This is a genomic window from Streptomyces sp. NPDC006430, assembly GCF_040612395.1.
In the GTDB taxonomy this organism is placed as follows: Bacteria; Actinomycetota; Actinomycetes; order Streptomycetales; family Streptomycetaceae; genus Streptomyces.
Genome location: NZ_JBEXQA010000047.1, coordinates 1 through 24,215 on the forward strand (window position 1 = coordinate 1; position 24,215 = coordinate 24,215).

The window sequence follows — 24,215 nt, forward strand, 5'->3', positions numbered from 1 at the left end:
GTGGCGGAGCGCGTAGTACGCAGATTCGTGTTCCCACCGCTGGTGGTAGAGGCCCACCAGCACGGCCGCCGGGTAGCGGCCGGCGTCGGTCAAGGTGGTGACCAGCCGGTAGGCGCCGGTGAAGACGGTGCCGTCCCGCGCAGGTCACCGTGATGTTCGCGTCGATCACACGTACCTTCTCGGCGGCGATCACCGACAGGTATGAGCCGTCGGCGAGACGTGTGAGAACGGGGGTACGCCGGTTGCTGCGGAGCCGGCCCAGGAACTGGGCGCGGTCGCGGTGACGGAGGCGAGGAAGTCGTTGCCGTCGAAGCCCTTGTCCCACAGGACGAGTATGTCCGGGCGCAGCAGATGCAGCAGGCGCGAGGCATAGCTGGTCTCGCCCTCGGCGGTGGGCCCGAACACCGCGCCGAGCAAGGCCCGCGTGCCGGTCTCGACCAGCGTCATCAACTCCAGTGTGGGATAGCCGTGATGGGAGGTTCGCCCCAGCCAGGCCCTGTTTTCGGCCGGAGTCGGGGACCTTCTGGGAACTGCAGCCGTCGAATGACACAGTCCGGTACGGCCCGAACCGCACACCGGGTGTCGTCGGCCGGGCCAGAGGCCCCGCGAGAACCTCGCATAACGCCCGCACCGGCGCACTGCCCAGTCGTCGGCGCAGATCACGCAGGGCCTTCGGCGTCGGGGAGGCCACCGGTACTTCGGCCAGCCCGGCCGTCAGCTTGTCCCAGACCAGCCGGTAGCCGACTTCAGGGAACAGACACATCGCGAGCAGGAAGTAGATCCCGACCCGCGAAGGAAGATCACGCAGTCGTCTCTGCACCGAGCGGGTCTCCGCCAGGACCGCGTCGACCAGCTCGAACGGCACGACAGCCGTCAGCTCGCCCTGCCCGGGCGCGAACCGGCCCGCGGCCACTGTGACCGTACGGGTGATGGCCATCACCGGGGCCGGCAGGACATGATGAAACGGCAACGGAGCTCCTCACGTACAAGCTGTCTTGGACGACTGCCTGTACCAACGAGCTCCGTTGTTCTGCATCGGAAATCCTTCAACTGGCTTGCATGACCTGCGAAAACGTTAACTACCCGGCCTTGGGCCAAGGCCCTTGAGCTGTTCGGCGGCCCCTTGGACGGTCTCCTGCTCGACGTCACCGGCTGGCCCGCCCAAGAGGTCGTGGACGGGGCGCTGCTGATGTCGGATCACGGCGCGTTCGGCCCCGGCGGCCGGTCCGACTACGAACCTGCCGCCGGGGATGGCGGCCGGTTCCTGTGGCGGGGCGACGTCCCGTAGCCACAGGTGGCCCCAGGTGCGGCGGCCGGCTGACCGAGCTCCAGAGGTGATGACCGACCGCTGACCCCGCACGCCGCGAACCTCACCCAGGCAGGAGGATCGCGGCGTCACCGGCCTGGCCCCGCTGATCCGCGGCTTGATCTTCACGTGCTTCCTGGACCCCGAGCGCGTCTCCATGCCTGATGTCGACATCGACATCGACATCGACATCAGGCATCGACTTCGACGAGTGTCGGCGCTTCGAGGTGATGCGGTATGGGTTCACTGGCGCATGCGCCAGGTGCCGTAGAGGCCGGCGACGGCGCTGATGACGCCGGCGAATCCGGCTTCTCCGACGGTGAGGTAGACGGCTGCGCAGGTGGCGAGGAGCGTGATCAGTACGAGGGTGTCGTGGGCTGAGTTCCGGTTCGCGGGCGGGGGTGCGGTCGGTTCGGGGCGGGTTGGGGGCCGTAGGGGTTCGGGCGTCTGGGGTGTCGCGTCGTTGTGTGTCATGCCTTCCAGGAGAGCGGCCTTTCGGGCGGGTTCCCAGTGATCCGTACGGGCCCGCATGGACCCGGACACCGCTGGTCACAGCCCCCGGGAATGGGGCCTGATCCCGAACGCCGTCGGGCGTTCGGGAACGTTCGGCGGATTCCGTGTACGTACGGTGTCGGGGCCCTCTAGCGTTGCTTTCCGGACAAGGGGGTGATCCGGTGACACCAGAGGATCCCGGGATCGAACCACACGACGCGACCGCCATCACCGCGTTCGAGAACGCATTGCGGGAGTTCACGGACGACCTGAACCGGCTTCACATCAACCATGGCGCACCGTCGTACGCGACGATCGCCGCTGCCTCGGTGGGGCCCAGGCTGACCAAGGCCGGTCTCAACGAGATGCTGGCCGGCAAGCGGTTCACCTCGCGGGAGGCCCTGCTCGAGTTCGTCCGGGTCCTCACCACTCCCGGAGACCTGGATCCGGCCGCCGCGGCCGCCTTCAAGGCCGATCCCAAACTGGCGGAGATCTGGCGCGGTCGCTGGCAGGTGGTGAAGCTGCTCCAGCGCCAGGCCCAGCCGGCAAGCAAACGGGTCCGCGCCACCGTGCGGCAGACCCTCGACGACGCCGCCCGGGAAGCCGAAGCCGTCCGCAAGGACGCCCACGCGGAAGCCGACCGCATCCGCACCAGCGCACAAGCCGACGCCGCACACCTGCGCGCCCAGGCCCGCCACGACGCCGACGAACTCCTGCGCCACGCCGTCCAGAAGGCCGCCCGAGCCCGCAGGTCACAACCCGTAGAAGGAGGAGACCTGCCCGCCCGGGTGACCGCCGACGGCGCCAGCGGCCGCCTCGGGCGCCTGGGGAGGGAGCTTGTGCTGCGGCCGGCGTTAGGTTCGCTGACCGCGGCGACCGTGGTGGCCGGTCTGGCGCTCGCCGTGAGCTTGGCGGGGGACTCCCTCATCGGGACGTCCGACGGCTGCCGTCAGACCCAGGCCGGCGACCAGCTCGTTCCCGGATCCGCCTTCCAAGCCGAGGGAGCCGTGCAGCCGGCGGCGTTCGCCTTGGCGCCGGGTTCCTTCATCCCGGGCCCGGCCAGGCCCATCCAGGGCTTTCCCTCCCTCAGCCCGTCAGGGCCGGCCTCTTCAGCCGCCGCCTCGCCGACACCGACACCGAGCCCGACCCCCACGCCCAGCTCCTCACCGAGCTCCTCGCCCACGCCGACACCCTCGGCGCCCCGCACACCCGACCCCTGCCCCCGCAGGCCCGCGCCCGCTAGCGCGAGCGGGGAGAGTGCCGGGGCGCCAGAGTCCGGGCTGTGGAGGACGGGCGCCGGCCGTATACGCGAACGACCTGGGCAGGGTGCGGTGAGGGGGTGAAGGTGCATGTCCGGGCTGCCTTGGCGGCCGTATTCGACGGTTGGGGGGTCGGAGGCCAGGAGCAGGGAGAGCAGCAGTCCGGTGGCCTGGTCGCTGAGGATGCGGGCGATCTCCACGAGTCGGTGACGCTGTGAGAAGGGCAGGGACAGGGCGACGCAGCCGGCTTGTCCGCCGATGCCGAGGGGCACGGCCACGCAGACTTCCTTGCCGGAGTACTCCAGGAGGTCGAATTGCAGGGCCTGGGGTCCGTAGTGGTCGATCGCGCGGAAGAGGGCCGAGGTGTCGGTGATGGTCCGCGGTGTCAGTCTTACGGCTTTGCGGCGTGAGAGGTGGTCCATCCGGCTTTCGAAGTCGAGTTGGTGCAGCAGGCTCTTGCCCACGGCGCTGGCGTGCGCGGCGTCCTTGAAGTCGATCCACTCGTCGACCATGGGCGCCGAGGGGCCGTCGGCGTGGTGGGTGATGGATACCTCTCCTTCCGCGTACGTGCTCAGGTAGACGGCGGCGCCGGCGGTGTCCCGCAACCGTGCGAGGGCCCGCTGCAGGTGACCTCCGGGCGGAGGCTGCAGTCGGCGGACATTGTCTTCATGAGCGGTCCGGGGACGTAGGAGCCGTCGATCAGGCGCTCGGCCAGGCCTTGACCGCACAGCCAGAACAGCAGCTGCTCCAGTACCAGGTGGGGCAGGCTGGTGCGTGTTCGGATGCGCTCGCTGTCCACGGGCTGGCCGGCAAAGGCGATGACGTCGAGCACGTCCAGGACGCGCATGGCCGACTCCCACCGCTGCGGTCCCAGGGGCTTTTGCATCTGCTGGGCGGCATCGGCCACCCGCGCGGAGCGCAGCGCGTTTGGGGAGAACGGCTCGGCCTCCCTAGGCCCGTGCGCGCTGGCGGTCTGGGCTGCGGCAGGCCGCCGTACCGGCGTCGGCATGAGCCTGGCAGTGGGGTGGGCACGGCGTCGGCGGCCAGGTAGGAGTTCAGGAGCTGGATCACGGCGGGCACGAACTCCGGGTCCTGCCAGTCCTGCGACTTGACGCCGTACTCCTGCGGCTCGGACCGGGCGTACACCTCGAGAAGGACATGCGCGTCCGCGTGACCGAACCGGACCGCTGCGTCCAGTACCCCCAGAACTTGCTCCCGCACGTCCGCGGCGCGCCCGCGGTCGTACGCCTGTCGCCACAGCGCGACGGCGAGCCGAAACGCCGCACCGGGGTGGAGCTCCATGCAGGCGTTGGTCAACCACGTCACGGCCAGGGGCCCGTCGCCCCGCCGCAGGGCTTTGCTGCCCATCCGGTAGCAGGAGTTCGCGTGTTCGCGTCGATCGAGGGCGTCCGAGGAGGCCAGCGGACCCCCAGTCACCGTCCACCCTGTCCCAGTACTCCCGCGGCTTCGAGCCGGAAAGATCGTCGGCGGCCGTGCGGGTGCTGTCGAGCTTCAGGAGCGCCCGTCCGCTGTCGTTCCTGATCACGCCAGTCACGCGTCCTCTTCCCCGCGCCGGTTCTTCTTGTGATGTTCCCGACGGATGAAGACCTTCATGTCCTCCATGTCGCGGAGATCCCTGGATGCCTTACTCCTCAGGGACCGGATCTGCTCGCGCGGGATCTTCAGGTCCACCGCGATGACGTCTTCATCGTCGCCCCTAATATGCCCCTCTGCGACGCTTTTGTGTTTTGAGGGCTTCATGTTCGTTACCGCCTGGAGCACGAGGCACACAGCCGGGTCAGGAGGGGGCAGTACTTCGCGCCGGTGCACGCCCCGCTCCTCAAACATCGGCAGAAGGGCCTCGTCCTCGACGGGGCTCTCCGGCGACCGGACCGCGTCCACGGCCAGGTTGTAGGCGACCTTCTTCATGTACGGAAGGGGAGAGCGGCCCGGCTCATTTCTGCCCTGAAGCCACACGCGAAGCGTCCGCTCCTGCGCCTCCTGGGCGATCTCTTCCCAGTACCCGGACAGGGACAAGAACTTGGTTCGCAGCGCCGCCATCACCTTCCGCGTGTACTCCCCGCTGTGGTCCTTGAAGTGCAGCAGGACCGCCTGACGGCGTTCACGCTCCTCCGCTTCCGAGCTCACGCTCACGACGGGCCCTCCTGCGGGACGGCCCCCTCGGAAGACGTGAGCGTGCTCCACACCGTCACCCGTCCCCCGTCAGGGAGCTCGTAGAGGGTCACCACAGTCCTCGTGCCAGTGCACGGCTTTCGCCGTGCCGGTGTGCCTACACCGTGCGCGAGCAGCCGGCGGGAGACCCGTCGGCCCAGCTCCGCGGCCCAGGGCTGGCAGAACGCGACGGCCACCGGGCCAAGCCAGCCACGACCGAGGGCAACTCGGTCAAAACCGGGGGTGTCAATTCAGGCTCCAGATCTTCCTGTGCGGGACGACGCAACGACCTGCGTCACGCCGCTACTACGGAGGCGCTGCCTCGAAATTGTCCGCCGACCGATGATGATCGAAAGAGCCCGGCTCCGATCACGAGGATGCACACGGGAGGGTGGCCGAGGACAGACGCTGTGCCTCGGCGGAGGACCGTACGGGGTATCAGCGCACGAGCTTCAAGCACTGGAACGCCGGCGACATCCCGGCGGACGGCTGCAACACGAGGGCGGAGGTTCTGCGGTCCGAGGCGGTCGAGTACCGGGAGAGCGGGCCCGGGTGCACGCTGATGGGCGGGGCGTGGTGGGCTACTACGACGAGCAGATGGTGACTCCAGCGAGTGCGTTGGGCATCGACCACCTGGTCCCACTCGCCGAAAGCTGGGACTCCAAGTGGGTGGAGATACCTCGGCTGGTACTGGCTGAACGAAGCCAAGATTCAGCTACAGACGGTCCCCTGGCCCTTTATCGGCTGCTTTATTGATCAAGGTACTGTTCCCCCTCAGATGTCAATGACCTTGAAGGGGGACAAAGGCCATGGGACTGACCGCAGAGATAGCCGCTTACCGGTCCGCTACCGGGGATCCGGGGCGTCTGGTGGGTGAGTTCCGGCGGGCTGTGCTGCTGGTGCCCCTTGGCGGTGGTTCCACGGCCGCCGACAGCGAGTTGATGTCGGCCGTCTCGGGTGGGATCCGCTGGTTGTACGCGTTCACGGACGAGGAGGCGCTTGCCCGGTTCGCCGAGGCGCGTGGGGAAGCCGGCCGTGAATGGCCCTACCTGGCGATCTTGGGTGCTCGTCTGGTCGATGCGGTCGTTCCGGAGGTCGAGGGCCCCGCCGGAGTGGCAGTGAACGTGGCCGATATGGACGGGTCGATGCTGTTCCCGCCTGTGGCCGGGATCGTCCCTGATGCATGTGCCGTGGACGTCGAGGCCGAGTCCGCGGGGGTGGCCTGATGGCGGGCGACGGTGACCTTGAGGTATCCCCGCAGGCGGTTGCCGCGGTCCAGAAGGGTCTGCGGGCTGCGATATCGGAGTTGCGCGAGTCGGGGGACGCGGCCGGGGCCTCGCAGGGGGCGGGCTTCGAGAACCTGTCGATGACGGCGATGGAGACCGGGCACGGCACGTTGTCCAAGGACTTCGAGGACTTCTGCGAGCGCTGGGAGTGGGGCGTACGCAGTTTGATTCAGAACGCTTCCACCCTCGCGGGCAATCTCGGCATCGCCGCCGGGACGGTGTGGGAGGAGGACCAGTACGTCCAGGGCGCGTTCAAGGTGGCGGTCAACGCGGCGTGGGGGAACCCGCATGCCAGTGAGGACGAGATCGAGCAGAAGGCGTGGGGCGACATCTTCACGACGGACGTCTACAAGCCGGACTACAGCGCCGAGTCGTTCCAGAAGAGCGGGCAGGACATCAAGAAGACCTGGTCGGACACCAAGGACACGGTGACCTCGGCGGGGAAGATCGGGTCGCTGAAGGACCTGCTGGAGCAGACGAAGGGCGACGGGGGCGGTAACTGATGGGTTGGCGGGACTACATACCGGACTCGGTCGAAGACAAGGTCGAGCACGGGGTCGAGAAGGTCGGCGACGCCATCGAGTGGGCCGGTGACAAGACGGCCGACCTGGCGGAAGAGGTCGGCCTGGACGACGCCGGCGACTGGATCCGCGACAAGTCCCGCTCGGCCGCCAACCAGCTCGGCGCCGACGTCTCCGAACTGGAGCTCGGCCAGACCGACGACCCCAAGAAGCTGGTCTACGGCAGCGTCTCCAAAATCCGCGAACAGGTTTCCCACCTGAACGACTTCAAGGCCGCCTTCGAGTCGGTCGGCAACGGCCTGAAAACCATGACGCAGCCCGAAGGCCTCAAGGGCAAGACCGCGGACACCTTCCGCGAAACGGTGGCCAAGGAGCCCCCGCGCTGGTTCAAGGCCGCCGACGCCTTCGGCAAGGCCGCCGACGCCATGGGCCGCTACGCCGAGACCGTCGAGTGGGCACAGGGCAAAGCCAAGGAAGCCCTTGACGACTACAACAAGGCCAAGAAGGCCTCCGAGGACGCCCGCACCGCCCACAACAAGCTCGTCAAGGAATACAACGACGCGTACAAGGCGAAGAAGGAGACCCTGCCGCCCCGCCCGGGGGACGACTACCCCGACCCGGGCAAGGCAATGGCCACCGCCGCGCAGGACAAGCTCGACAACGCCCGCAAGCAGCGCAACGAGGTCGCCGACACCACCGCCGCAGCTGTCCGGGCCGCCCGGGACGCCGCCCCGCCCAAACCCTCCTACACCGAGCAGCTCGGCGACGGCCTCGACTACCTCGACCTCGCCACCACCCACCTGCTCGGCGGAGTCGTCAAGGGAACCATGGGTACGGTCAATTTCGCCCGCGCCCTCAACCCGCTGGACCCCTACAACCTCACGCACCCCGCCGAGTACGTTACGAACCTGAACTCGACGGCCGCGGGTCTGATCACCATGGCCAACGACCCGTGGGGCGCGGGCAAGCAGATGCTCGACGAGTTCATGAAGGACCCCTCCGAAGGCATCGGCAAGCTGATCCCCGAACTCATCGGCCCCAAGGGCGCAGGCTCCGCCAAGAGGTTCGGCTCGGCCGCCAAGCACCTCGACCACAAGAAGCCGGGCGGCAGCCGCGCGGATCACGAGAAGGATCCAAACCACAACAGCAACCAGTGTCGCGACAACGTCTGCGACGGCGACCCAGTGGACATGGCGACGGGCCGCATGCTGCTCCCGCAGACGGATATCGCTCTACCCGGATCACTTCCCCTCATGTTCCGGCGCACCTTCGACTCCTCGCGCCGTTCGGGTCGATGGTTCGGTCCGGCCTGGTCGAGCACGGTGGACCAGCGGCTGGAGATCGACGCGGAAGGCGTCGTCTTCAGCTGTGACGAAGGCAGCCTGCTGGCGTACCCTCACCCCGCACCCGGCGTCCCTGTCATGCCCACGCACGGCCGACGGTGGCCGCTGAACCGCGTCAACGACGGCTACACCCTCACCGACCCTGATAGCGGCAAGGTCTGGCGCTTCGTCGATCACAGCGACGACGTCGCGCTCCTGGCCCAGATCAATGACCGCAACGGCCGCTGGATCAGCTTCGAGCATGACGAAGCGGGTGCCCCGACCTCGATCGTCCACCACGGCGGCTACCACCTGAAGCTCACCACGAGCGAAGGCCGAGTAACCGCCCTCCACCTCGCAGGAGCAGCAAAGGACGGATCCGACCAGGAGATCCTCCGCTACGGCTACACCGACGGCCACCTGACCGAAGTCACCAATTCCTCAGGCCGCCCCCTGCGCTTCGACTGCGATGAACACGGTCGGATCACCTCTTGGACCGACACCAACGGCAGCCGCTACGACTACGTCTACGACGACCGGGACCGCTGCACCTACCAGTCCGGTATCAACGGCCACGTCGAATCGCGGTTCACCTGGGACGACACGGACCCGGCGACCGGCCTGCGCATGACGTCCATCACCGATGGCCTCGGCCACACAAAGCGCTTCGTGGTCGACGAGCGTTCCCAGGTCGTCGCCGAGATCGACGCCTTGGGGGCGGTGACCCGCTTCGAGTACGACCGGTACAACCGACTGCTGTCTCGGACCGACCCGCTGGGCCACAGCAGCCGCTTCGCTTACGGCGAGCACGGCCGAATATCGGTGATGGAGCGTCCGGACGGACGTCAGGCCCGGATCGAGTACGACGACAAGCGAATGCCGGTACGCATCGTCGGCGCCGACGGGAACGTCACGCGCCAGACCTTCGACGAGCGCGGCAACCGCACCTCGGTGACCACCCCCTCCAGGGCGACAACGCAGTTCGCCTACGACGCAGCCGGCCGGCTCACCGCGGTGACCGATCCGCTCGGGGCCACCACCCGGCTGGTCCTGGACCCCCGGGGTCTCCCCATCGAGGTCACCGATCCGTCAGGTGCCACGACCCGATACCAACACGATGCTTTCGGCCGTAGAGTCCAGGTCACCGACGCCCTCGGCGCACAGACAAGGATGGAGTGGACGGTCGAGGGCCGGCCGTCCCGGCGCACCGCACCCGACGGCACCGTGGAGTCGTGGACGTACGACGGCGAGGGAAACTGCCTCACCCACACCGACTCCATGGGCGGCACGACCCACTTCGCGTACACGGACTTCGACCTGCTGACGGCTCGCACAGGCCCGGACGGTATCCGTCACGAGTTCTCCTACGACATCAACCTGCGACTGACGCGAGTGACCAACCCGCAGGGTCTGACCTGGGACTATGCCTACGACGCGGCAGGCCGACTCGTCACGGAGACGGACTTCGACGGCCGGGCGCTGAGCTACGCCTACGACACGTCGGGCCGTCTGACCTCCAGGGCGAACGGCCTGGGCCAGCGCATCGACTTCACCAACAACGCCCTCGGCCAAGTGATCTGCAAAGAGGTCGAAGGCAGCGGAGTCACGACCTTCGAATACGACGTCTTCGACGAACTCGCGCAGGCTGTGGGCCCGGACGCCAGGCTGGAACGCATGCGGGACCGCTACGGCCGCCTGCAGTCCGAGACGGTCAACGGCCGGACTCTGACATACACGTATGACGAGCTAGGCCGCAGGGTGGGGAGGACGACGCCCGGCGGTGCGGTCAGCGAATGGTCGTACGACACAGCAGGCCGCAGGACGAAGCTCACCACGTCCGGGCGCGACATCGCCTTCTCCTTCGATGCCCTGGGCCGTGAGGTGGGGCGCACCGTATCGGACTTCGTGGCGCTGACGTCGTCGTTCGACGAGATGAACCGCTTGACGGCCCAGAACATCACATCCGGGGGCCGTGGCCTCCAACATCGAGCCTATGCCTACGGCGAGGGTGGAGGTCTCGTCGGCATCAGCGACGCACTCTCTGGTGCCCGCGGCTTCGACGTGGACTCGGCCGGTCGCGTCACGGCCGTCCATGCGCGCGGTTGGACCGAGCGGTACGCCTACGACGACGCCGGGAACCAGACGGTGGCCTCGTGGCCGGCGACCCACCCGTCGCACTCCGCGACGGGTGCCCGCACTTACGAGGGCACTCGGATCGTCGGTGCGGGTGCAGTCCGCTACGAACACGACGGCCAGGGCCGGGTCGTGCTGCGCCAGAGGACGCGACTGTCCCGGAAACCCGACACCTGGCGCTACGAGTGGGACGCAGAGGACCGTCTCACCACGGTGACGACACCGGACGGCACGGTCTGGCGGTACGCGTACGACCCCCTGGGCCGGCGAATATCCAAGCAGTCCCCTTCCGAGACCGTCCACTTCACCTGGGACGGCACGACCCTCTGCGAGCAGACGACCGCGACCGTCGTCCTGACCTGGGACCACGCGGGCCAGAGGCCCTTGTCTCAGACGGAACGCCGCACGGACACCGACGACGAGCGTTTCTTCGCCATTGTCACCGACCTGATCGGCACCCCGACGGAACTCGTCGACGAGTCGGGCGAGCTGGCCTGGTGCACCCGCGCCACCCTCTGGGGCACGACCACGTGGAACCGTGACGCCACGGCATACACCCCATTCCGCTTCCCGGGCCAGTACTTCGACCCCGAATCGGGACTCCACTACAACTACTTCCGCTACTACGACCCCGAATCGGCCCGCTACCTCAGCCAGGACCCCCTCGGCCTCGCCCCGGCCCCGAACCCTACGGCCTACGTCCACAACCCCCTGTTGTGGGCGGATCCCCTCGGGCTCCTCCCGTGCAAGAAGAACGAGCCAGACGACCCTACGTGGGACGGCAGGGTCGTCTACGGCAAACCGGACGGAGAGGGGCGCACGACAGCAATGCACGCCACGCTGGGGCCGGACATGATGGGGAAGAACCCCACGGATCCCCACGGTGATCCGCCCGGTTGGCAGAAGGGCCAGGGGTACAACCGAGCCCACCTCCTTGGCGCACAGCTCGGCGGATCCAACTGGGATCCAGCGAATTTCGTCACCATGCACGCCTACGCCAATTCTCCCGTCATGCGGCACATTGAGAACCAGGTCAGGGCCGCAGTGGAAGGCGGTGAGACAATCCAGTACAGCGTCACCCCCCGATACAATGGGACTGATAAAATCCCCACCGGGGTATACATCGAAGCTTATGGATCGAACGGCTTCAAGTTCACCCAGCACCACAGCACCGGAATAACTGGATCAGCCAACACCGCATTCATTCCCAATCAACCGAGGCAATGACGAGAGTAGTCGAGCAGGGTGCGACTCGCCGACACCTGCCCGCCTACTGTCATCCCGTCCGTCCGGACTCGCCAACCCTTAGGAACAGGACCCTCGCCGTGAGCAACGCCCTTGCACGTCTTCTCGAAATCGCCCCTGCGCCGAGCCAGCCCCGCGACAAGGATTGGGGCGCGGTCGAACGCACCCTCGCGGTAGGGCTCCCCGACGACTACAAGGAGCTCATCGGCGTCTACGGAGGAAGCAACTGGGACGACTACCTTTATATCCTGGAGCCCGACTGCCCCAACAAGCACTACGACCTCCTCAAGTGGGCCAAGTACCAGTTCGAAGACCTGCAAGATCTGTGGACGTTTGAGAAGAAGCCGGCAGAACTAGAGACCGAAGGGTCCGTGGTTATCCCATGGGCGACCACGGACAACGGAGAATGCCTGTACTGGCTCGTTCTTCCGGGCGTTGAGCCGAACGAATGGACTGTCATGGTGAACGAGGCGAGGGGCCCCCGATGGGAACATTACTCCGTATCGTGCACGCAATTCCTCGCGTCCGCCCTCACCGGAGAGTTGCAGTCGAACATCCTCTCCTCATTGTTCCCCCTGGCCACCCATGAATTCCGCCGCCTCGGTCCGGTGTGACGATGCGGCGCGCTCTGCCGACACGGAGCCTTTTCCAACCTCATGCTGAGGCGTGGTGAAGGACGAGGACGGCCTTCACGATGTCGGTGATCCGGTTGGTGCTGCAGCGGAGCTTCCGCAGTAGACGCCAGCCTTTCAGGGCGGCCATGGCCTGCTCGCCGACGCAGCGGATCTTGACGTGGCTGCTGTTGTGTCGTCGCTTCCATCGCTTGAGCCGGCGGCCCCGGAAGGGGACTCGGATGTGCCGGCCAGCGCCTTGGTACGCCTTGTCCGCCCAGCACTTCAGTCCCGCGGCGGCGAGCGCATCGACGATCCCGTGGCTTCGGGCGGCGGTCAGGTCGTGGGTGGCTCCGGGCAGGGCCGGGGACGCCCAGAGCAGTCGGCCGAACGGGTCGGTAAGGACCTGCACGTTCATGCCGTGCCGCTTGTGCTTGCCCGAGTAGTACGGGGTATCGGCGGCAATGCGGTCGATCGGCAGCAGCGTGCCGTCCAGGATCACGAAAGCCTTCGCCCGGGCCGTCTCCATCACCTCTGCCAGGGTCGGTGCGCGAGATGCCAAGACTTCGATGGCCTCGCGTATGTACCGGTAGACGGTCGCGATGCCGATTCCGAACCCAGCGGCAAGCTGGGCATAGGTGTCGCCGCACCGGAGGTGGGCCAGGGCGAGCAGGGCCTGACGGCCGGCGGGCAGTCGTCGCCACCGCGTACCGATCTCCCGTCGCCGAACAGCGAGCCGCTCCGTCAGGTGCTGCAGGCTGCGGCTGGACAGATCGATCGAGGACGGATAGACAAGCACGCGAAGCTCCTGGCGGACACGGGTGATCTTGGTCGAGAACCCGTCTACCAGGAGCTTCATCGCTACGTACAGCCCTTGACCCCGAACAGGCGGACGTCGCTGCCAGGTTGCAAGGGGTGGTCTGTCGGCGAATTCGCCAGGAAGGGACAGATGTGACCTCGTTCGATGTGGCCAAGCCGGAGATGCCCTGGGTCATCTTCGGGCCTCGCGAGGCGGTTGCTCTCAAAGAGCAGATGGCGGCTCTGCGTGCTGCGGGTGTACGAGGTGCATGCTCGCGATCTGACAGATGAGGCCGGTGTACTTGACGCCTTTGCCCGGGCGGTCGGAGTCCCCGGCTATTTCGGCTGGAATTGGGACGCTCTGGTCGACTGCCTCGATGACCTCCACGAGGTCGTCACGGGCGGGGTGGGCATCGTCATGGTCGTCCACGGGGCCGATGTGCTACTTGGGGCGGATCACCTCAAGGTATTCATAATGGTGCTCTGCCTCGCAGCAGACCTGCGAACACCGCGGTGGATCCGGACGGCGACCTCAGGAATCAGCCCGTGGTGATCGAGCACTTCGTCTTCCTGCTCGACGACGTCCGCGCCGAGGAGTTCGCCGCGGGGATCAAGGACCCCGACGTCGTCGTCCGTGTGGAGGGTGACTTCCTCACGGTGGCCCTGGACCTCGATGTCTGGCGACCCGAGGCGGCCGGGCGCCCGAAGGTCTTCTGATTCCGGGCCGTACGGTACCCGCTTTGACTCCTCGGACCAGCCCAGCACCTGGGCCGCCGGCATGTCTGCGTGCACGCCGCCCACCGACCCGACCAGGAGGTTGGAAAAGGCTCACTCCGAAGAAAGTGTCGGTCGGCCGCGTGGAAAGATGAGCCCATGTGGTCGCGACTGACGTTCGGGGACGAGTTACGGGCCGAGCTGGGATCACCCAGGCGCTCTCGCAGACTGAGCAGTAGCCCGCGCTCGCGTGTGTGGCGGGTCGAGTTGCCAGAGACATCGGCGGTGGTGAAGCAGATCGTCAACGGCCCCGATGCCGACGAGCGATACGCCCGCGAGGTGGCCGCCCTGCGACTCGCCGCCCGAGCGGAAACGCCCGTGGTGCCCGCGCTGCTGGCCACGGATCCAGGCGAGCGAGTGCTGGTGCTGGAGCATCTGAATCACCGGCGCCCGTCCAGTGACTGGATCGTCGACTACGCAGCCGCGTTGGCACGGCTGCATGCCACGGCCCGTCCGGAGGACGTTGGGGCACTTCCCCGATGGCAGGGCCCGAACCAGGCCGACATCGACTCCTTCCTCAAGCTGGCCGTGGCTCTCCAGGTTCCTGTCATGCCTGGCGTTTCCGACGAACTCGATGACCTCGTGAACCGGCTCGAACAGGTATCCGGCCATGCCCTTCTCCACGGGGATCCCTGTCCTGGAAACGACCTCCACACCGCCACGGGAATCAGATTCATCGACTTCGAGCAGGCGTCACTGGGCAGTGGCTTGATGGAGCTGGCCTACCTGCGCATCGGTTTCCCGACCTGCTGGTGTGTCACTTCGGCGTCGGCGCCGCTGCTGGAACGGGCGGAACGCGCATACCGCACCGCGTGGCGCACCGCGACCGGTTCCGAGACCCAAGACGGCCTCGCCGACGCGTGCGCCGGCTGGCTGCTCCGCGGCGACGCGCTCGTCGAGCGGGCACGCCGCGAAAGCAAGGACCACCTGGCCCGGATTCCGAACCAGGACTGGAAGTGGGGCACGGCGACAGCCCGGCAACGGCTGGTCCACCGGCTCGGTGTCGTCAGCCAGATGACCGCCGACCACACCTCTCTTAGCGGCGTGAGTAGCCTCACCGCCGGCATACGTCAACGAATGCTCGCTCGCTGGCCCGCACTTCAGCCAGTCCCGACAAAGCGGCCATAGAGGTCGGCTGCCACCCCAAGTCGTCGGCGAGTCACAGACAACCGACCCGTCTCACGCTCAGCCTGAGTGGCACCCTGGCGGCGGACTGCGGTGTCCGACCCGTCCGCTCAGGATGCCCAGTCCACGCCGAGGGCGGCGAGCGCCTGGAGCTGGTCGGCGTTGAGTCGGTCGCGGCGTTGTTTCTGGTTGACGATCCACACGCCTGTGCGGTGCTGGGTCCCGTCCGGGAGGTGCTCGACGTGGGGGCTCAGGGTGAAGGTGCGGTGATCCGGGAGGCGTCAGGTCTGCTGAGTGCGGTGTTGGGTGTGCGGGCGGGGCTGCATTCAACGATCTCGCGTGCGGCCCGCAGCCTACTGGGGTGATCGCCGATGAGTCTGGTGGTGATCAGGATGGCCCGGATGATGGGGACGTCTTGATCCTTCAGATGCTGCTGGATGGTGTCCATATCGGTCCCTGCCATCAGCAGGTCTCGGCATTCATCGATGTGGTCAGCGACCTGCTGCGCCTGCTCGGGCGACAACCCCCCAACTGATGCAAGGAGCTCTTCTGCGGTGGGTGTGATCATGCCGGGATCCTCTCAAGGGGGCGCCGCCCGCCCCACCCAGTTTCGCGTCCCTTGGCTCTCACGCCCAGTCCACGCCCAGGTGCGCGATGGCGGCGAGCTGGTCGGCGGTGAGCCTGTCCCTCCTCGCACGGGTGTTGGAGACCCACACGCCCAGTTTCACGATCACCGGCTCCGTCTCGCCCTGGACCGCGATCTCTTCGCTGTGGGCGCGTGGGACGGGTCGGTGGGCGCCTCCCCGCTCGACCCATTGTGTGAGGGCTGCAAGGCCTCGCTGGAAGGCCTGCTGCGCCTTGCTCGGCCCCTTCGCCGTACGGCTGGCCGCCGGGGCCGGAGGCGGCGCCTGGGCGGGTTCCACGCCCAGTGCGGTCAGCCGTGTCAGGAGCCGCGCCCAGGTGGCCGGCTGCCTCTGTTGCTGGAGCCACTTGCCGATGTCGTCGCCGTCCATGAGTACGCCGGGGGCGATGTCGGGCAGCTGGCCGTCGGCGTCGACCAGGTCGGCCAGGACGCGGTGGTGGCGCTGCCAGTCGAGTGGCCAGGGGCAGTTCCAGTCCTTGTCGATGGCGGCGAGCTGCGCGGCCCGGGTTGCCGCGGTGTCCTCGTTCTTCCCGAGGCCGTTCTTGGTGCCTTTGCGTCGGAGGTTGGCCATGTACTGGCCGATGGGCACCATCTCGTCGTCCTCGCCCCACACCGCGTCCTGCCGGGGCGCGAGATGGCCGGTGGCCCCGCCGGTAGGACCGGAGGACGGCGAGCTTGGCCTCCCAGGCTTCTTCGCCGGGCTCCCACACCATCCCGGCCTCCGGCGCGGCCAGCAGCGTTTTGCGCCGGTCTTCGAGTTCCCCGGTGCGCAGCGCCTTGCGCTGCTGGTGCACCCACCGGCCGAGGGGGAACGCTTTGGTGACCCGACCTCGGTCTCGGTGTCGTAGGGGACGGCGTGCAGCCGGTGATTTCGTTCTCGGCCCGCTACCGGACGAGGGCCTGGTATCCCTCCAGCCAGACCAGGGACTCGGGCCGGTAGACGCGGGTGCGCAGGAACGCGGCAAGCGATGGTGGCGGCGTTGCGGGGGCGCTGGAGAAGTACAGCAGCGCGGACTCCGCGGCGGTGGCGGTGTCGTCCTCCTGGCCCTCTCCTTCGCCGCCGGCTCCGACGATTCGTCCGTCCTCGTCGCGCCGGACATGGACCTTGCGCTGGCCGCTGGTGAGGGCGCGGAGGACTGTCGGTGGGTTCGGCTAGCTTCGTCGCGAGGGGATCTTGACGATGGGACCGGAGGAACCGATATGGCTGATGGGATCAAGTGGCTGGCAGGTTGGGATCGGGATGTCTATGGAGTGGTCTTCGCACGTGGGATATCCGCTGTCGATCTGGCCGTGTGTATGGGTGGAGCTCCGGGGGCAGCGACGGAGCCCATATCCGACAGTGAGGTGGAGCAACTGGGCATGCGTGGCCGCAGTTATGGCGTCCCGGGCGACGGGGTCGTGCGTGTCGGTCGGGATGGGGATTGGGCCTTCGCAGTCGAGTACGGCGACTCCACTGGTGGGGACCGTCTGGAGGCGATCTCCTCTGTCAGCGGCGAGGCGGTGCATTACATCCCCATGTGGGCGCGTCCGCCCGCCAGGTTTCACTACGCCAAGGATGGCGTACTGACCTGCGGATTTGGGATCGATGAGGAGCACCGTCGCTGGGGTGCGGAGCCAGACCTGCTTCTGCCTGCACTCGTTGCTGAGCAAGTGCTGCGCCCTGACGGAAGCAAGATCTACCCCCCTGACAACGAGCCCTACGTAGGCTCGCATCGAATCATCCTCGGCCTCCTTGAGCAGCGGTTCGGCCTCTCTCTGCCCCGTGCTGCTTTGAGCGAAGACCGCCTCCCCGCCTATGCCGTCCGTGGCACCCCCGCCATGACCACTGGGCGGGAACCCGACTACCACCAGATCAAGACATGGGCCGTCAACAACGGCCTTGCCTGGGAAAGTACAGGCCTGCGCGTGCCTCCCGAAATTCGAGAGGCCTGGGCCCTCACGGTCCGACAAGATCCAAAAGAGACGGCCTAGTACTCCAGTCGTAGATCGTGATCATGGATGTCAGGGTCGCTCATCGGTAGCCTGCGCGTGTGGCCAAGACCTGGGACGAAGTGCATCTGATCGCAGACGGATTCGAGCGTGTGTACGTCGAGCTGGAGTGGTACAGCGGGCCGCGCGCCGGCCTTGCTGACGTCGACGGCCGGCCCCACTATTTCCAGGGCTACGACTGGGGCGAGGCGGACGAGTACAGCGTCTGGCCGGCGAGCAATGCGGCGGTGGAGCTGGAGCGCGAACAGTGGGCGATCTTCGCCAGATGGAACGAGCTCCATGAGGCGGGGACGGTGGGGCCGGAGACCCATCCTGGCCAGGGTGGGATCGACGCCCGCTACGACGAGTTGGCCCTGCTGCTGGCGCCGTACCGGCAGGCGCCGGACGACGCGAGGCACCTCGTGGGTGAACTGCGGTTCGATGCCGGGGCCCGCTACCGGGTCGAGGGTCTGGACTACTGGTTCCGCTGGCGTCCAAGCAGGTGAAGCCGCCGTTGATCATTAGGTGTTGTGTGGACAACCATTGATCACGCGGCGGCCTCGGACGCCAGCGTAGTGCCTGCCCGCTGGCAGGAAGCCTTCGAGGGTCTGATGGGCCGGATCGCGGGCAGGTTCACCCGGGTTGAACCCCGCCGCCGGGTCCGGCGGTTGGTCTCCGGGCTGCTGTCGGACCTGCCGCGCAAGAACTGCTGGACCCTGGCCGAGCACGCGGGCGACGCCACCCCGGACGGCATGCAGCACCTGCTCCACCGCGCGAAATGGGACGCCGACGCGATCCGGGACGACATACGCGCCTACGTGGTCGAGCACCTCCACGACACTCAGGCGGTGCTCGTGGTCGACGAGACGGGCGACCTGAAGAAGGGCACGGCGACGGTCGGCGTCCAGCGCCAGTACACCGGTACAGCCGGCCGCATCGAGAACGCCCAGGTCGCCGTCTATCTCGTGTACTCCGCCGCCCACGGACACGCTGCCATCGACCGGGCCCTTTACGTGCCGCGCTCATGGGCCGAGGACCCGGACCGCTGCCGGAGCGCGGGCATACCCGACGATCTGTCCTTCGCCACCAAGCCCCAACTCGCTGCCCGCATGGTCGAGCGGGCCCTGGACGCGGGAACACCAGCGCGCTGGGTCGCGGGAGACGAGGTCTACGGCGACAACCCGCACCTGCGGAGCGCCCTGGAACACCGCCGGACCGGTTACGTCCTGGCCGTCTCCAGCACCCACCCCGTCATCACGCGCGCAGGGAAGTTCCAGGCGAAGACCCTGGCCGCGCGGATCCCGAAGCGAGCCTGGCAGAGGATGTCGGGCGGAGCGGGCGCGAAGGGCGAGCGGTATTACGACTGGGCACAGATCGATATCCACGGCCCCACCGGTCGGCTCGGCCAGTGGGGCTTGCTGGTCCGCCGCAACCGTCGCACCGGCGAACTCGCCTTCTACCGCTGCTTCTCATTCCGCCCGGTGCCGATATCCGAGCTGGTGCGGGTGGCCGGCCGGCGCTGGACGATCGAGGAGACGTTCCAAGCTGGCAAGGGTCTCGCCGGTCTGGACGAGCACCAGGTTCGTCGCTGGACCTCCTGGCATCGCTGGGTCACCCTCGCGATGCTCGCCAACGCCTTCCTTGCCGTCACCGCAGCCACCGAACGCCGCGACCGACCCGCCCCCGACGGCCTGATCCCCTTCACCGGCAACGAGATCCAGCACCTGTTCGCGGCACTGATCAGCCCAGTCCACGACCTTGCACACCGCCTGCGCTGGTCACTCTGGCGACGCCGACATCAAGCCCGCGCCCGTGCCTCCCACTACCAACGGCAAGCAACTGTCCAGCCGTAGAGGTTCGTGTCCCCTGAGTGGCGGCGATATCGAGATGTCGCGAGACCGGTGCCGGTGCATACTTCCTCACCGTGGGAATCATGACCGGCGAGCTGCAGCGCCTTCGATCCGGCCCTGGGGGCGAGGACGACCAGTCACGTCCGTTTCTCGTGCGCGTCCGGTTCGCTGCCGAGGATCCGACCCAGGTCATAGCCAATGCGCGAGCGGTCCTGACGCACGTGATCGCGCAGATAGCTGACTGGCCCGCATTTGAGCTTTGGCCGCGGCTACTGCCGACCTGGTTCATCCAGCGGTGCGCGCCCGAGCCCCCGGAACCGGAGCATGGCGAGCCCTTCGACGTCGAGGCGTGGCTGCGTCAGTGGCGGGCGATGACGCCGGAGCAAAGGGCGGCTGTCGATCAGGGGCCGTGGACGCTGTCGGACTGGCTCTACTACTTCGACCCGACCGAGGAAGGGATGGGAGACGATCGCAGCTGGTGGTGGTGGGACGCGGGAGCAGATGAGCCGGACTGCGGATGGGTGCAGGTGGCCACCACCGGCTGGCCCTTCGGCAGCGGTTCGCTGTCCTGGCTGATTGAGGCCAGTGGAGGTACGGATCTCGTCTACGGGCCTTGAGCAGCGACTGTGCCAAAGCTCGGTAGTTGTCACTGACGGCACCGAATAGGCTGCGCAAGCATCCGGGGCGAAGCAGCCTGACTGTCACCAGAGAGGCACGGTACTTGTCACCCACAGCCGATTGGCGGCCTTCCTGTCACCGGGTCAAAGCGTGACTCGCGAGGACCTCATCGCCATGCTTCGCGAACAGACCCCGGCATGCGGACCTGAAGTTTCCCCGTGATCCAGGATCACGGGGAAACTTCACCCCGGTGACTTCAAAACTCGTGAACATCACCCGACCGTGGATCCGGGCGCCTCCCAAACCCGTGAACAACTGACTTCACAACCCGTGAACAAAGCCAGCCAGCAGGGCGTCAACGCCGTGGTCCTGCACCGCGCCCCGCATGATCGCCCCGGCCAGTCCAAGGGCGGGAGGGCACTGCCGGGCGAGTTTCACCAGGATCGGCAGGGCGGCGAAACTGGCCGAAAACACGGTCTCTTGGTGGCACAGCCGACCCCAGAGCTCGTCCCAGGTCTCCGCGCTTCGTTCACGCTCCACCCGTGCCAAGAGCAGGGGTATCTGCTCGGCCGTGCCATAGGCGTCGTACACCTGCGTCCAGTTCACTACCAGGGCATTCAAGCCCTTCGGGCAGGCCACCACCAACCGCAGTCCGTCCCTACGCCCAGCTGTCGTGGTTCGCAGGTCCTGCCCGCGCCCTGGCGTGGGCGTTTTGCTGTGTAGCGCCGGACCAGGGCGATCACCTCCCGGTCCGCGCGGTGCGGATCCGACTGCCGTGGCGCGCCCAGTCGGCACCTGATGAAGGCAAGCCCACCGGCTGCTCGACCTGACGCAGAACCCCAGATCTCGACGCATGCGGGCTTGATCCGCAATCACGAACGCGTCTTTGGCGTCGGTCTTGCCCTGGCCGCGGTAGGCGGCCGAGGCGCGGTGCACGGCCAGGCCGGTGAGGTAGACCATCGGCTGGTCGTGGCTGACCAGGAGGCCGATCAGCAGTGCGGCCCCGCCGTGGTTTATGTCCACTGCCCACATCACGTCCGGGGACGGCACGAGCACGTCCCTGACCAGCTCTAGCAGCGCTGCCTCGTCATTCAGCACCCGGTCCCGCCGCTGTCGCCGCTCTTGGGCACGAGACCCATCCTCTCTGATGGCTCACAACGGAGCGGCAGAGAAGTCGGAACGGTTCAGCGATCAGCGGCCGGCCCATCGCGCCGCCATTTCCGTCCGGTTAGCACATCCGAGCTTGGTGAGAACGCTGCGAACGTGGCTCTCCACCGTGCGTTCGGAGATGACCAGGTCCTCGGCGATCTGACGGTTCGTACGAGCCCGGGCCACGAGCTCGGCGATCTGGCGTTCGCGCGGGGTGAGCTGGTCGGTGCCGTATCGCCGTGCAGCGATCTCCTCGCTGAGGCGTTCGGCAGCGGCGGAGGGGCCGGGCAGGCCGAGTTGGCCGGCGATGTCCAGTGCCTCCCCAGCGAGGGCGTTCGCTTCCGCCAGGGCGCCCCTGTCGCGACGGAGGGCGGCAAGGTCCAGGCAGGTCAGCGCCACGTACGGCCGTGCGCCGAGGGCCCGGTTGCGGATCAGCGCCTCGCGCAGCAGTTCCTCGCCCTGTGCCGGGCGGCCGGCGGTCAGCGCGAGACGCCCGAGTTCGCGGCTGACCGAGCCCGAGAAATATGCCGTGGGTGTGCCGAGCGCTCCCGGGTACGGCTGGAACAGCGCGAGCTGGTCGTACACGAGCCCCGCGGCCTCCGTATCGCTGACGAGGACGATCAGATCCACCAGGTTCAGCAGCACCGCAGGCCAAGGTGGGTTCGTCATCGGGATGGGAAGCAGCGGGCGCAGCTGGTCATAGGCAGCTCGCGCCTCGTCCATTCGCCCGGTCAGGAACAACGCCCGGGCTCGCATGGACAGGAACAGCGGGTGCCTCGGCCCCCGGTCGAGGTCACGCCACATCTCCTCGGACAGTTCTGTGGCGTCGCCGCGCATCATGGCCAGCTGCTGCTGCAGAACGTAGCTCAAGGCGGTCGCGGACTGGTCCCCGCTGGCCAGGGCGAGTTCGCTGGCTTCCTCGTTGCAGCGACGGGCCTCGGCGAACCGTCCTTCCTGCGCTGCCCGGGCCGCAGTCACGCGCAGCAGATGCCAGCGGGTCAGCGGCAGCGGAGAACGGGCTACGACTGCCTCGATGCCGCGGATCGCGTCATCGACCAGGTCGAGCCGGCCCAGCAGGTATCCGGCCTGGATGCGCCACTGGTGGCCCAGAACGGCGGCGAGCGGGTAGCCGAGTTGCTCAGCGCGGGACACGGTCAGCTCGCCCAGGCGCAGGCGTTCGGCGGTGTCGTCGGGATGCGCCAGGGTCATCTGCACCGCCCGGGCGGCATCGAGTTCAGCCAGGAGGTCGCCGGTGGCCTCGGCAAGCTTGAGGGCGGCGCGGGCGTGCCCGGCTGCCTCCTCGGGTAAGTCGAGGTCGGCCGATGCGGTGGCGAGTTGGGCGAGCAGCCGGGCGCGCACCGCGTCCGGCAGGTCCTCGACGGCCAACGCCGCCCTGCACAGCCGAGTGATGGCCCGTGAGGCATGGGGGAACGTGACGCCCTGCAGTACCAGGGCGACCTCGGCCAGCAGAGCCGGCCGGCTGCTGGCGTTCGCCGCTTCGGATGCTTCGTTGCAGTGGTGCAGGCTGGCGTGGTATCGCCCGGCCAGGTACTCGGCGCGGGCCAGTTCGATGAGTGCGGAGGCGCGCTGCGGGTCCGCCGCATCGAGTATGGCGGCGGCGTCCGCCAGGTGCCGGACTGCATCCGCGTAGGCATGTCGTTCGCGGGCCAGTTCTGCGGCGATCCGGGACCAGTGTGCGGCGGCTGCTCGGTGGTCGGGCTCCGTGCCCGACTGTCGCCAGTGTGCTGCGATACGGGCTGCATCGGCAGGGTTCCCGGCCTGCTCCAGTGCCTGGGCGGCGGCTTGATGCAGTGCCCGGGCGGTGGCAGGAGTGGTCCGGCAGAGAACCTCGTCGCGTACCAGATCGTGGGCGAAATAGTAGGTGCGTCCAGCACCAGTGGTCCTTGCCGTGGTGAGGACCCCGGCGTGCCAGGCGGCTTCCAGCGCCTGCATGACGGCGGTCTCACCCAGTTGCGGCAGGACCATGGCGAGCTGAGCGGTGTCCAGCTGTTCGCCGAGCACGGCCGCGGCCCGTATGACGTCGCGCTGCTCGGTGGTGAGCCCGGTCAGCAGGCCACTGACGATGGTGCCGATGTCGCTCGCGTGCGTGCGCAGGGCGGTGACGAGCAGGGGAAGCCCACCCGTCCGCCGGTACGACTCCGACGCGTCCGCCTCGCCGAGACACTGGGCGACTTCCTCCCGCGTGAAGGGCGCCAGGCGCAGTGTGGCAGCCCCGTATCTGCCCAGGTCCGCGAGCGCTCCGGCGGCTTCCTCGGGCACCGGTTCCCGGAAGGTGCCGAGGACGAACAGCCCGGACTCGGCGACCTGGCCGGTCAGCTGCCGCAGCAGGTCGAGGCTTGCGGCGTCGGCCCAGTGCAGATCCTCCAGCAGGACGACCAGCGCACGTTCGGCAGCCGCCGCGGCCAGTGCCTCACTCATCCGGGACAGCTCCAGCAACCGCGCCGCCGCCGCGTCGGCCGGCACCTTCGCAGTCCACGGCTGCTGCCCCTCCGCGGCGCCGACCCCCGGCGGTTCGGCGGTTCGCCGTCCGGGGACCCCGGACGCGGCTTCCGCCAGGCGCAACGCACGCTGCCAGGGCCACAGCGGCGGGGCCACCGCGTCTCTGGGGCAATGGCCCCGTACGACGGTGAAACGCGAGGGACTGGCATGGCGGCACAGCACCTCGGCAGCAAGGGTGCTCTTGCCGATGCCCGCCGGTCCGGTGAGCAGTACCACAGACCCAGAGCCCCGCTCCGCGGCCTCGATCCGCTGGGCAAGGACCGCCAACTCGGCCGCCCTACCGACGAAGTTGCTTCCCATCCCGGCAGTATCCCGCAGCCGCGCAAGACGACGGCTGCGTACTGCGGTTCAGTGGCAGTACGGATGCCCCGGGCTGCCTGCGTGGGCCACCGTGGGGACATGAGACGAGCGCACCCTGCCCGG

At 67.8% G+C, this 24,215-nt stretch carries 21 protein-coding genes and 4 pseudogenes; 14 read left to right on the plus strand and 11 right to left on the minus strand.

The annotated features are described in order from the left end of the window. Positions 1 to 937, minus strand: a pseudogene (locus tag ABZZ20_RS34180) (transposase); the annotation flags it as partial. Positions 938 to 1,123: 186 nt separating this feature from the next. Between ABZZ20_RS34180 and ABZZ20_RS34185 the strand changes: the two are divergent. Beyond that, positions 1,124 to 1,288, plus strand: coding sequence for a hypothetical protein (locus tag ABZZ20_RS34185; protein WP_356876455.1), 165 nt, complete (start codon positions 1,124 to 1,126; stop codon positions 1,286 to 1,288). A gap of 115 nt (positions 1,289 to 1,403) precedes the next feature. Then, positions 1,404 to 1,577: a hypothetical protein gene (locus ABZZ20_RS34190; RefSeq protein ID WP_356876499.1), complete on the plus strand. Its 174-nt coding sequence runs from the start codon at positions 1,404 to 1,406 to the stop codon at positions 1,575 to 1,577. Here ABZZ20_RS34190 and ABZZ20_RS34195 read toward each other — a convergent pair. The 5 genes from ABZZ20_RS34195 to ABZZ20_RS34215 form a co-directional block, all read right to left on the minus strand. After that, positions 1,550 to 1,780 carry a hypothetical protein gene (locus tag ABZZ20_RS34195; RefSeq protein WP_356876457.1) on the minus strand — a complete coding sequence of 77 codons (231 nt, stop codon included), beginning with the start codon at positions 1,778 to 1,780 and terminating at the stop codon, positions 1,550 to 1,552. The two genes, ABZZ20_RS34190 and ABZZ20_RS34195, sit on opposite strands and share 28 nt — an antisense overlap. A gap of 167 nt (positions 1,781 to 1,947) precedes the next feature. After that, on the minus strand, positions 1,948 to 2,520 hold the full coding sequence (locus tag ABZZ20_RS34200) for a hypothetical protein (protein ID WP_356876459.1): 573 nt from the start codon (positions 2,518 to 2,520) through the stop codon (positions 1,948 to 1,950). Between the two features lie 227 nt (positions 2,521 to 2,747). Next, a complete protein-coding gene (locus ABZZ20_RS34205; RefSeq protein ID WP_356876461.1) occupies positions 2,748 to 3,662 on the minus strand; it encodes an IclR family transcriptional regulator C-terminal domain-containing protein in 915 nt (304 codons plus the stop codon). Continuing rightward, on the minus strand, positions 3,629 to 3,904 hold the full coding sequence (locus ABZZ20_RS34210; RefSeq protein WP_356876463.1) for a hypothetical protein: 276 nt from the start codon (positions 3,902 to 3,904) through the stop codon (positions 3,629 to 3,631). Before ABZZ20_RS34210 ends, ABZZ20_RS34205 begins: the two co-directional genes overlap by 34 nt. Before the next feature lie 704 nt (positions 3,905 to 4,608). After that, complete coding sequence (locus tag ABZZ20_RS34215) at positions 4,609 to 5,205, minus strand: hypothetical protein (RefSeq protein WP_356876465.1); 597 nt, start codon at positions 5,203 to 5,205, stop codon at positions 4,609 to 4,611. Positions 5,206 to 5,620: 415 nt separating this feature from the next. On the opposite strand from ABZZ20_RS34215, the pseudogene ABZZ20_RS34220 reads away from it, so the two are divergent. From ABZZ20_RS34220 to ABZZ20_RS34240, 5 genes and pseudogenes are all read left to right on the plus strand, one after another. Beyond that, a pseudogene (locus ABZZ20_RS34220) lies at positions 5,621 to 5,889 on the plus strand (HNH endonuclease); the annotation flags it as partial. A 149-nt stretch (positions 5,890 to 6,038) separates the two neighbouring features. Next, entirely contained in the window at positions 6,039 to 6,455 is a 417-nt protein-coding gene (locus tag ABZZ20_RS34225) for a hypothetical protein (RefSeq protein WP_356876467.1), read from the plus strand. Further along, positions 6,455 to 7,018, plus strand: a complete 564-nt coding sequence (locus ABZZ20_RS34230) for a hypothetical protein (protein WP_356876469.1) — start codon at positions 6,455 to 6,457, stop codon at positions 7,016 to 7,018. Before ABZZ20_RS34225 ends, ABZZ20_RS34230 begins: the two co-directional genes overlap by 1 nt. Continuing rightward, positions 7,018 to 11,718, plus strand: coding sequence for a putative T7SS-secreted protein (locus ABZZ20_RS34235; protein ID WP_356876471.1), 4,701 nt, complete (start codon positions 7,018 to 7,020; stop codon positions 11,716 to 11,718). Before ABZZ20_RS34230 ends, ABZZ20_RS34235 begins: the two co-directional genes overlap by 1 nt. A 98-nt stretch (positions 11,719 to 11,816) precedes the next feature. Continuing rightward, positions 11,817 to 12,350 carry an SMI1/KNR4 family protein gene (locus tag ABZZ20_RS34240; RefSeq protein WP_356876473.1) on the plus strand — a complete coding sequence of 178 codons (534 nt, stop codon included), beginning with the start codon at positions 11,817 to 11,819 and terminating at the stop codon, positions 12,348 to 12,350. Between the two features lie 40 nt (positions 12,351 to 12,390). Here ABZZ20_RS34240 and ABZZ20_RS34245 read toward each other — a convergent pair whose 3' ends face one another. Continuing rightward, on the minus strand, positions 12,391 to 13,146 hold the full coding sequence (locus ABZZ20_RS34245) for a transposase family protein (RefSeq protein ID WP_356876501.1): 756 nt from the start codon (positions 13,144 to 13,146) through the stop codon (positions 12,391 to 12,393). Between the two features lie 246 nt (positions 13,147 to 13,392). On the opposite strand from ABZZ20_RS34245, the gene ABZZ20_RS34250 reads away from it, so the two are divergent. The 3 genes from ABZZ20_RS34250 to ABZZ20_RS34260 all read left to right on the plus strand — a co-directional run bounded on the left by ABZZ20_RS34250 (position 13,393) and on the right by ABZZ20_RS34260 (position 15,047). Continuing rightward, complete coding sequence (locus ABZZ20_RS34250) at positions 13,393 to 13,698, plus strand: barstar family protein (RefSeq protein WP_356876475.1); 306 nt, start codon at positions 13,393 to 13,395, stop codon at positions 13,696 to 13,698. Then, positions 13,692 to 13,862 (plus strand): hypothetical protein, encoded by a 171-nt coding sequence (locus ABZZ20_RS34255; RefSeq protein WP_356876477.1) that lies wholly within the window; start codon positions 13,692 to 13,694, stop codon positions 13,860 to 13,862. Before ABZZ20_RS34250 ends, ABZZ20_RS34255 begins: the two co-directional genes overlap by 7 nt. A 156-nt stretch (positions 13,863 to 14,018) precedes the next feature. Next, on the plus strand, positions 14,019 to 15,047 hold the full coding sequence (locus ABZZ20_RS34260) for an aminoglycoside phosphotransferase family protein (protein WP_356876478.1): 1,029 nt from the start codon (positions 14,019 to 14,021) through the stop codon (positions 15,045 to 15,047). Between the two features lie 247 nt (positions 15,048 to 15,294). Here ABZZ20_RS34260 and ABZZ20_RS34265 read toward each other — a convergent pair whose 3' ends face one another. After that, positions 15,295 to 15,612 (minus strand): hypothetical protein, encoded by a 318-nt coding sequence (locus ABZZ20_RS34265; RefSeq protein WP_356876480.1) that lies wholly within the window; start codon positions 15,610 to 15,612, stop codon positions 15,295 to 15,297. A gap of 58 nt (positions 15,613 to 15,670) precedes the next feature. Further along, positions 15,671 to 16,818: pseudogene (locus ABZZ20_RS34270) on the minus strand (helicase associated domain-containing protein); the annotation flags it as partial. Between the two features lie 213 nt (positions 16,819 to 17,031). On the opposite strand from ABZZ20_RS34270, the gene ABZZ20_RS34275 reads away from it, so the two are divergent. The 4 genes from ABZZ20_RS34275 to ABZZ20_RS34290 all read left to right on the plus strand — a co-directional run bounded on the left by ABZZ20_RS34275 (position 17,032) and on the right by ABZZ20_RS34290 (position 20,122). Then, positions 17,032 to 17,658 (plus strand): hypothetical protein, encoded by a 627-nt coding sequence (locus ABZZ20_RS34275; RefSeq protein ID WP_356876482.1) that lies wholly within the window; start codon positions 17,032 to 17,034, stop codon positions 17,656 to 17,658. A 59-nt stretch (positions 17,659 to 17,717) separates the two neighbouring features. Beyond that, positions 17,718 to 18,161 carry a hypothetical protein gene (locus ABZZ20_RS34280; RefSeq protein ID WP_356876484.1) on the plus strand — a complete coding sequence of 148 codons (444 nt, stop codon included), beginning with the start codon at positions 17,718 to 17,720 and terminating at the stop codon, positions 18,159 to 18,161. Positions 18,162 to 18,266: 105 nt separating this feature from the next. Then, a complete protein-coding gene (locus ABZZ20_RS34285; RefSeq protein WP_356876503.1) occupies positions 18,267 to 19,508 on the plus strand; it encodes an IS701 family transposase in 1,242 nt (413 codons plus the stop codon). Between the two features lie 80 nt (positions 19,509 to 19,588). Further along, positions 19,589 to 20,122, plus strand: coding sequence for a hypothetical protein (locus ABZZ20_RS34290; protein ID WP_356876486.1), 534 nt, complete (start codon positions 19,589 to 19,591; stop codon positions 20,120 to 20,122). Positions 20,123 to 20,444: 322 nt separating this feature from the next. On the opposite strand, the pseudogene ABZZ20_RS34295 reads toward ABZZ20_RS34290, so the two are convergent. Then, positions 20,445 to 21,224 (minus strand): annotated as a pseudogene (locus ABZZ20_RS34295) (transposase); the annotation flags it as partial. A 90-nt stretch (positions 21,225 to 21,314) separates the two neighbouring features. Further along, positions 21,315 to 24,092 (minus strand): AAA family ATPase, encoded by a 2,778-nt coding sequence (locus ABZZ20_RS34300; RefSeq protein ID WP_356876488.1) that lies wholly within the window; start codon positions 24,090 to 24,092, stop codon positions 21,315 to 21,317. Positions 24,093 to 24,215 lie beyond the last annotated feature (123 nt).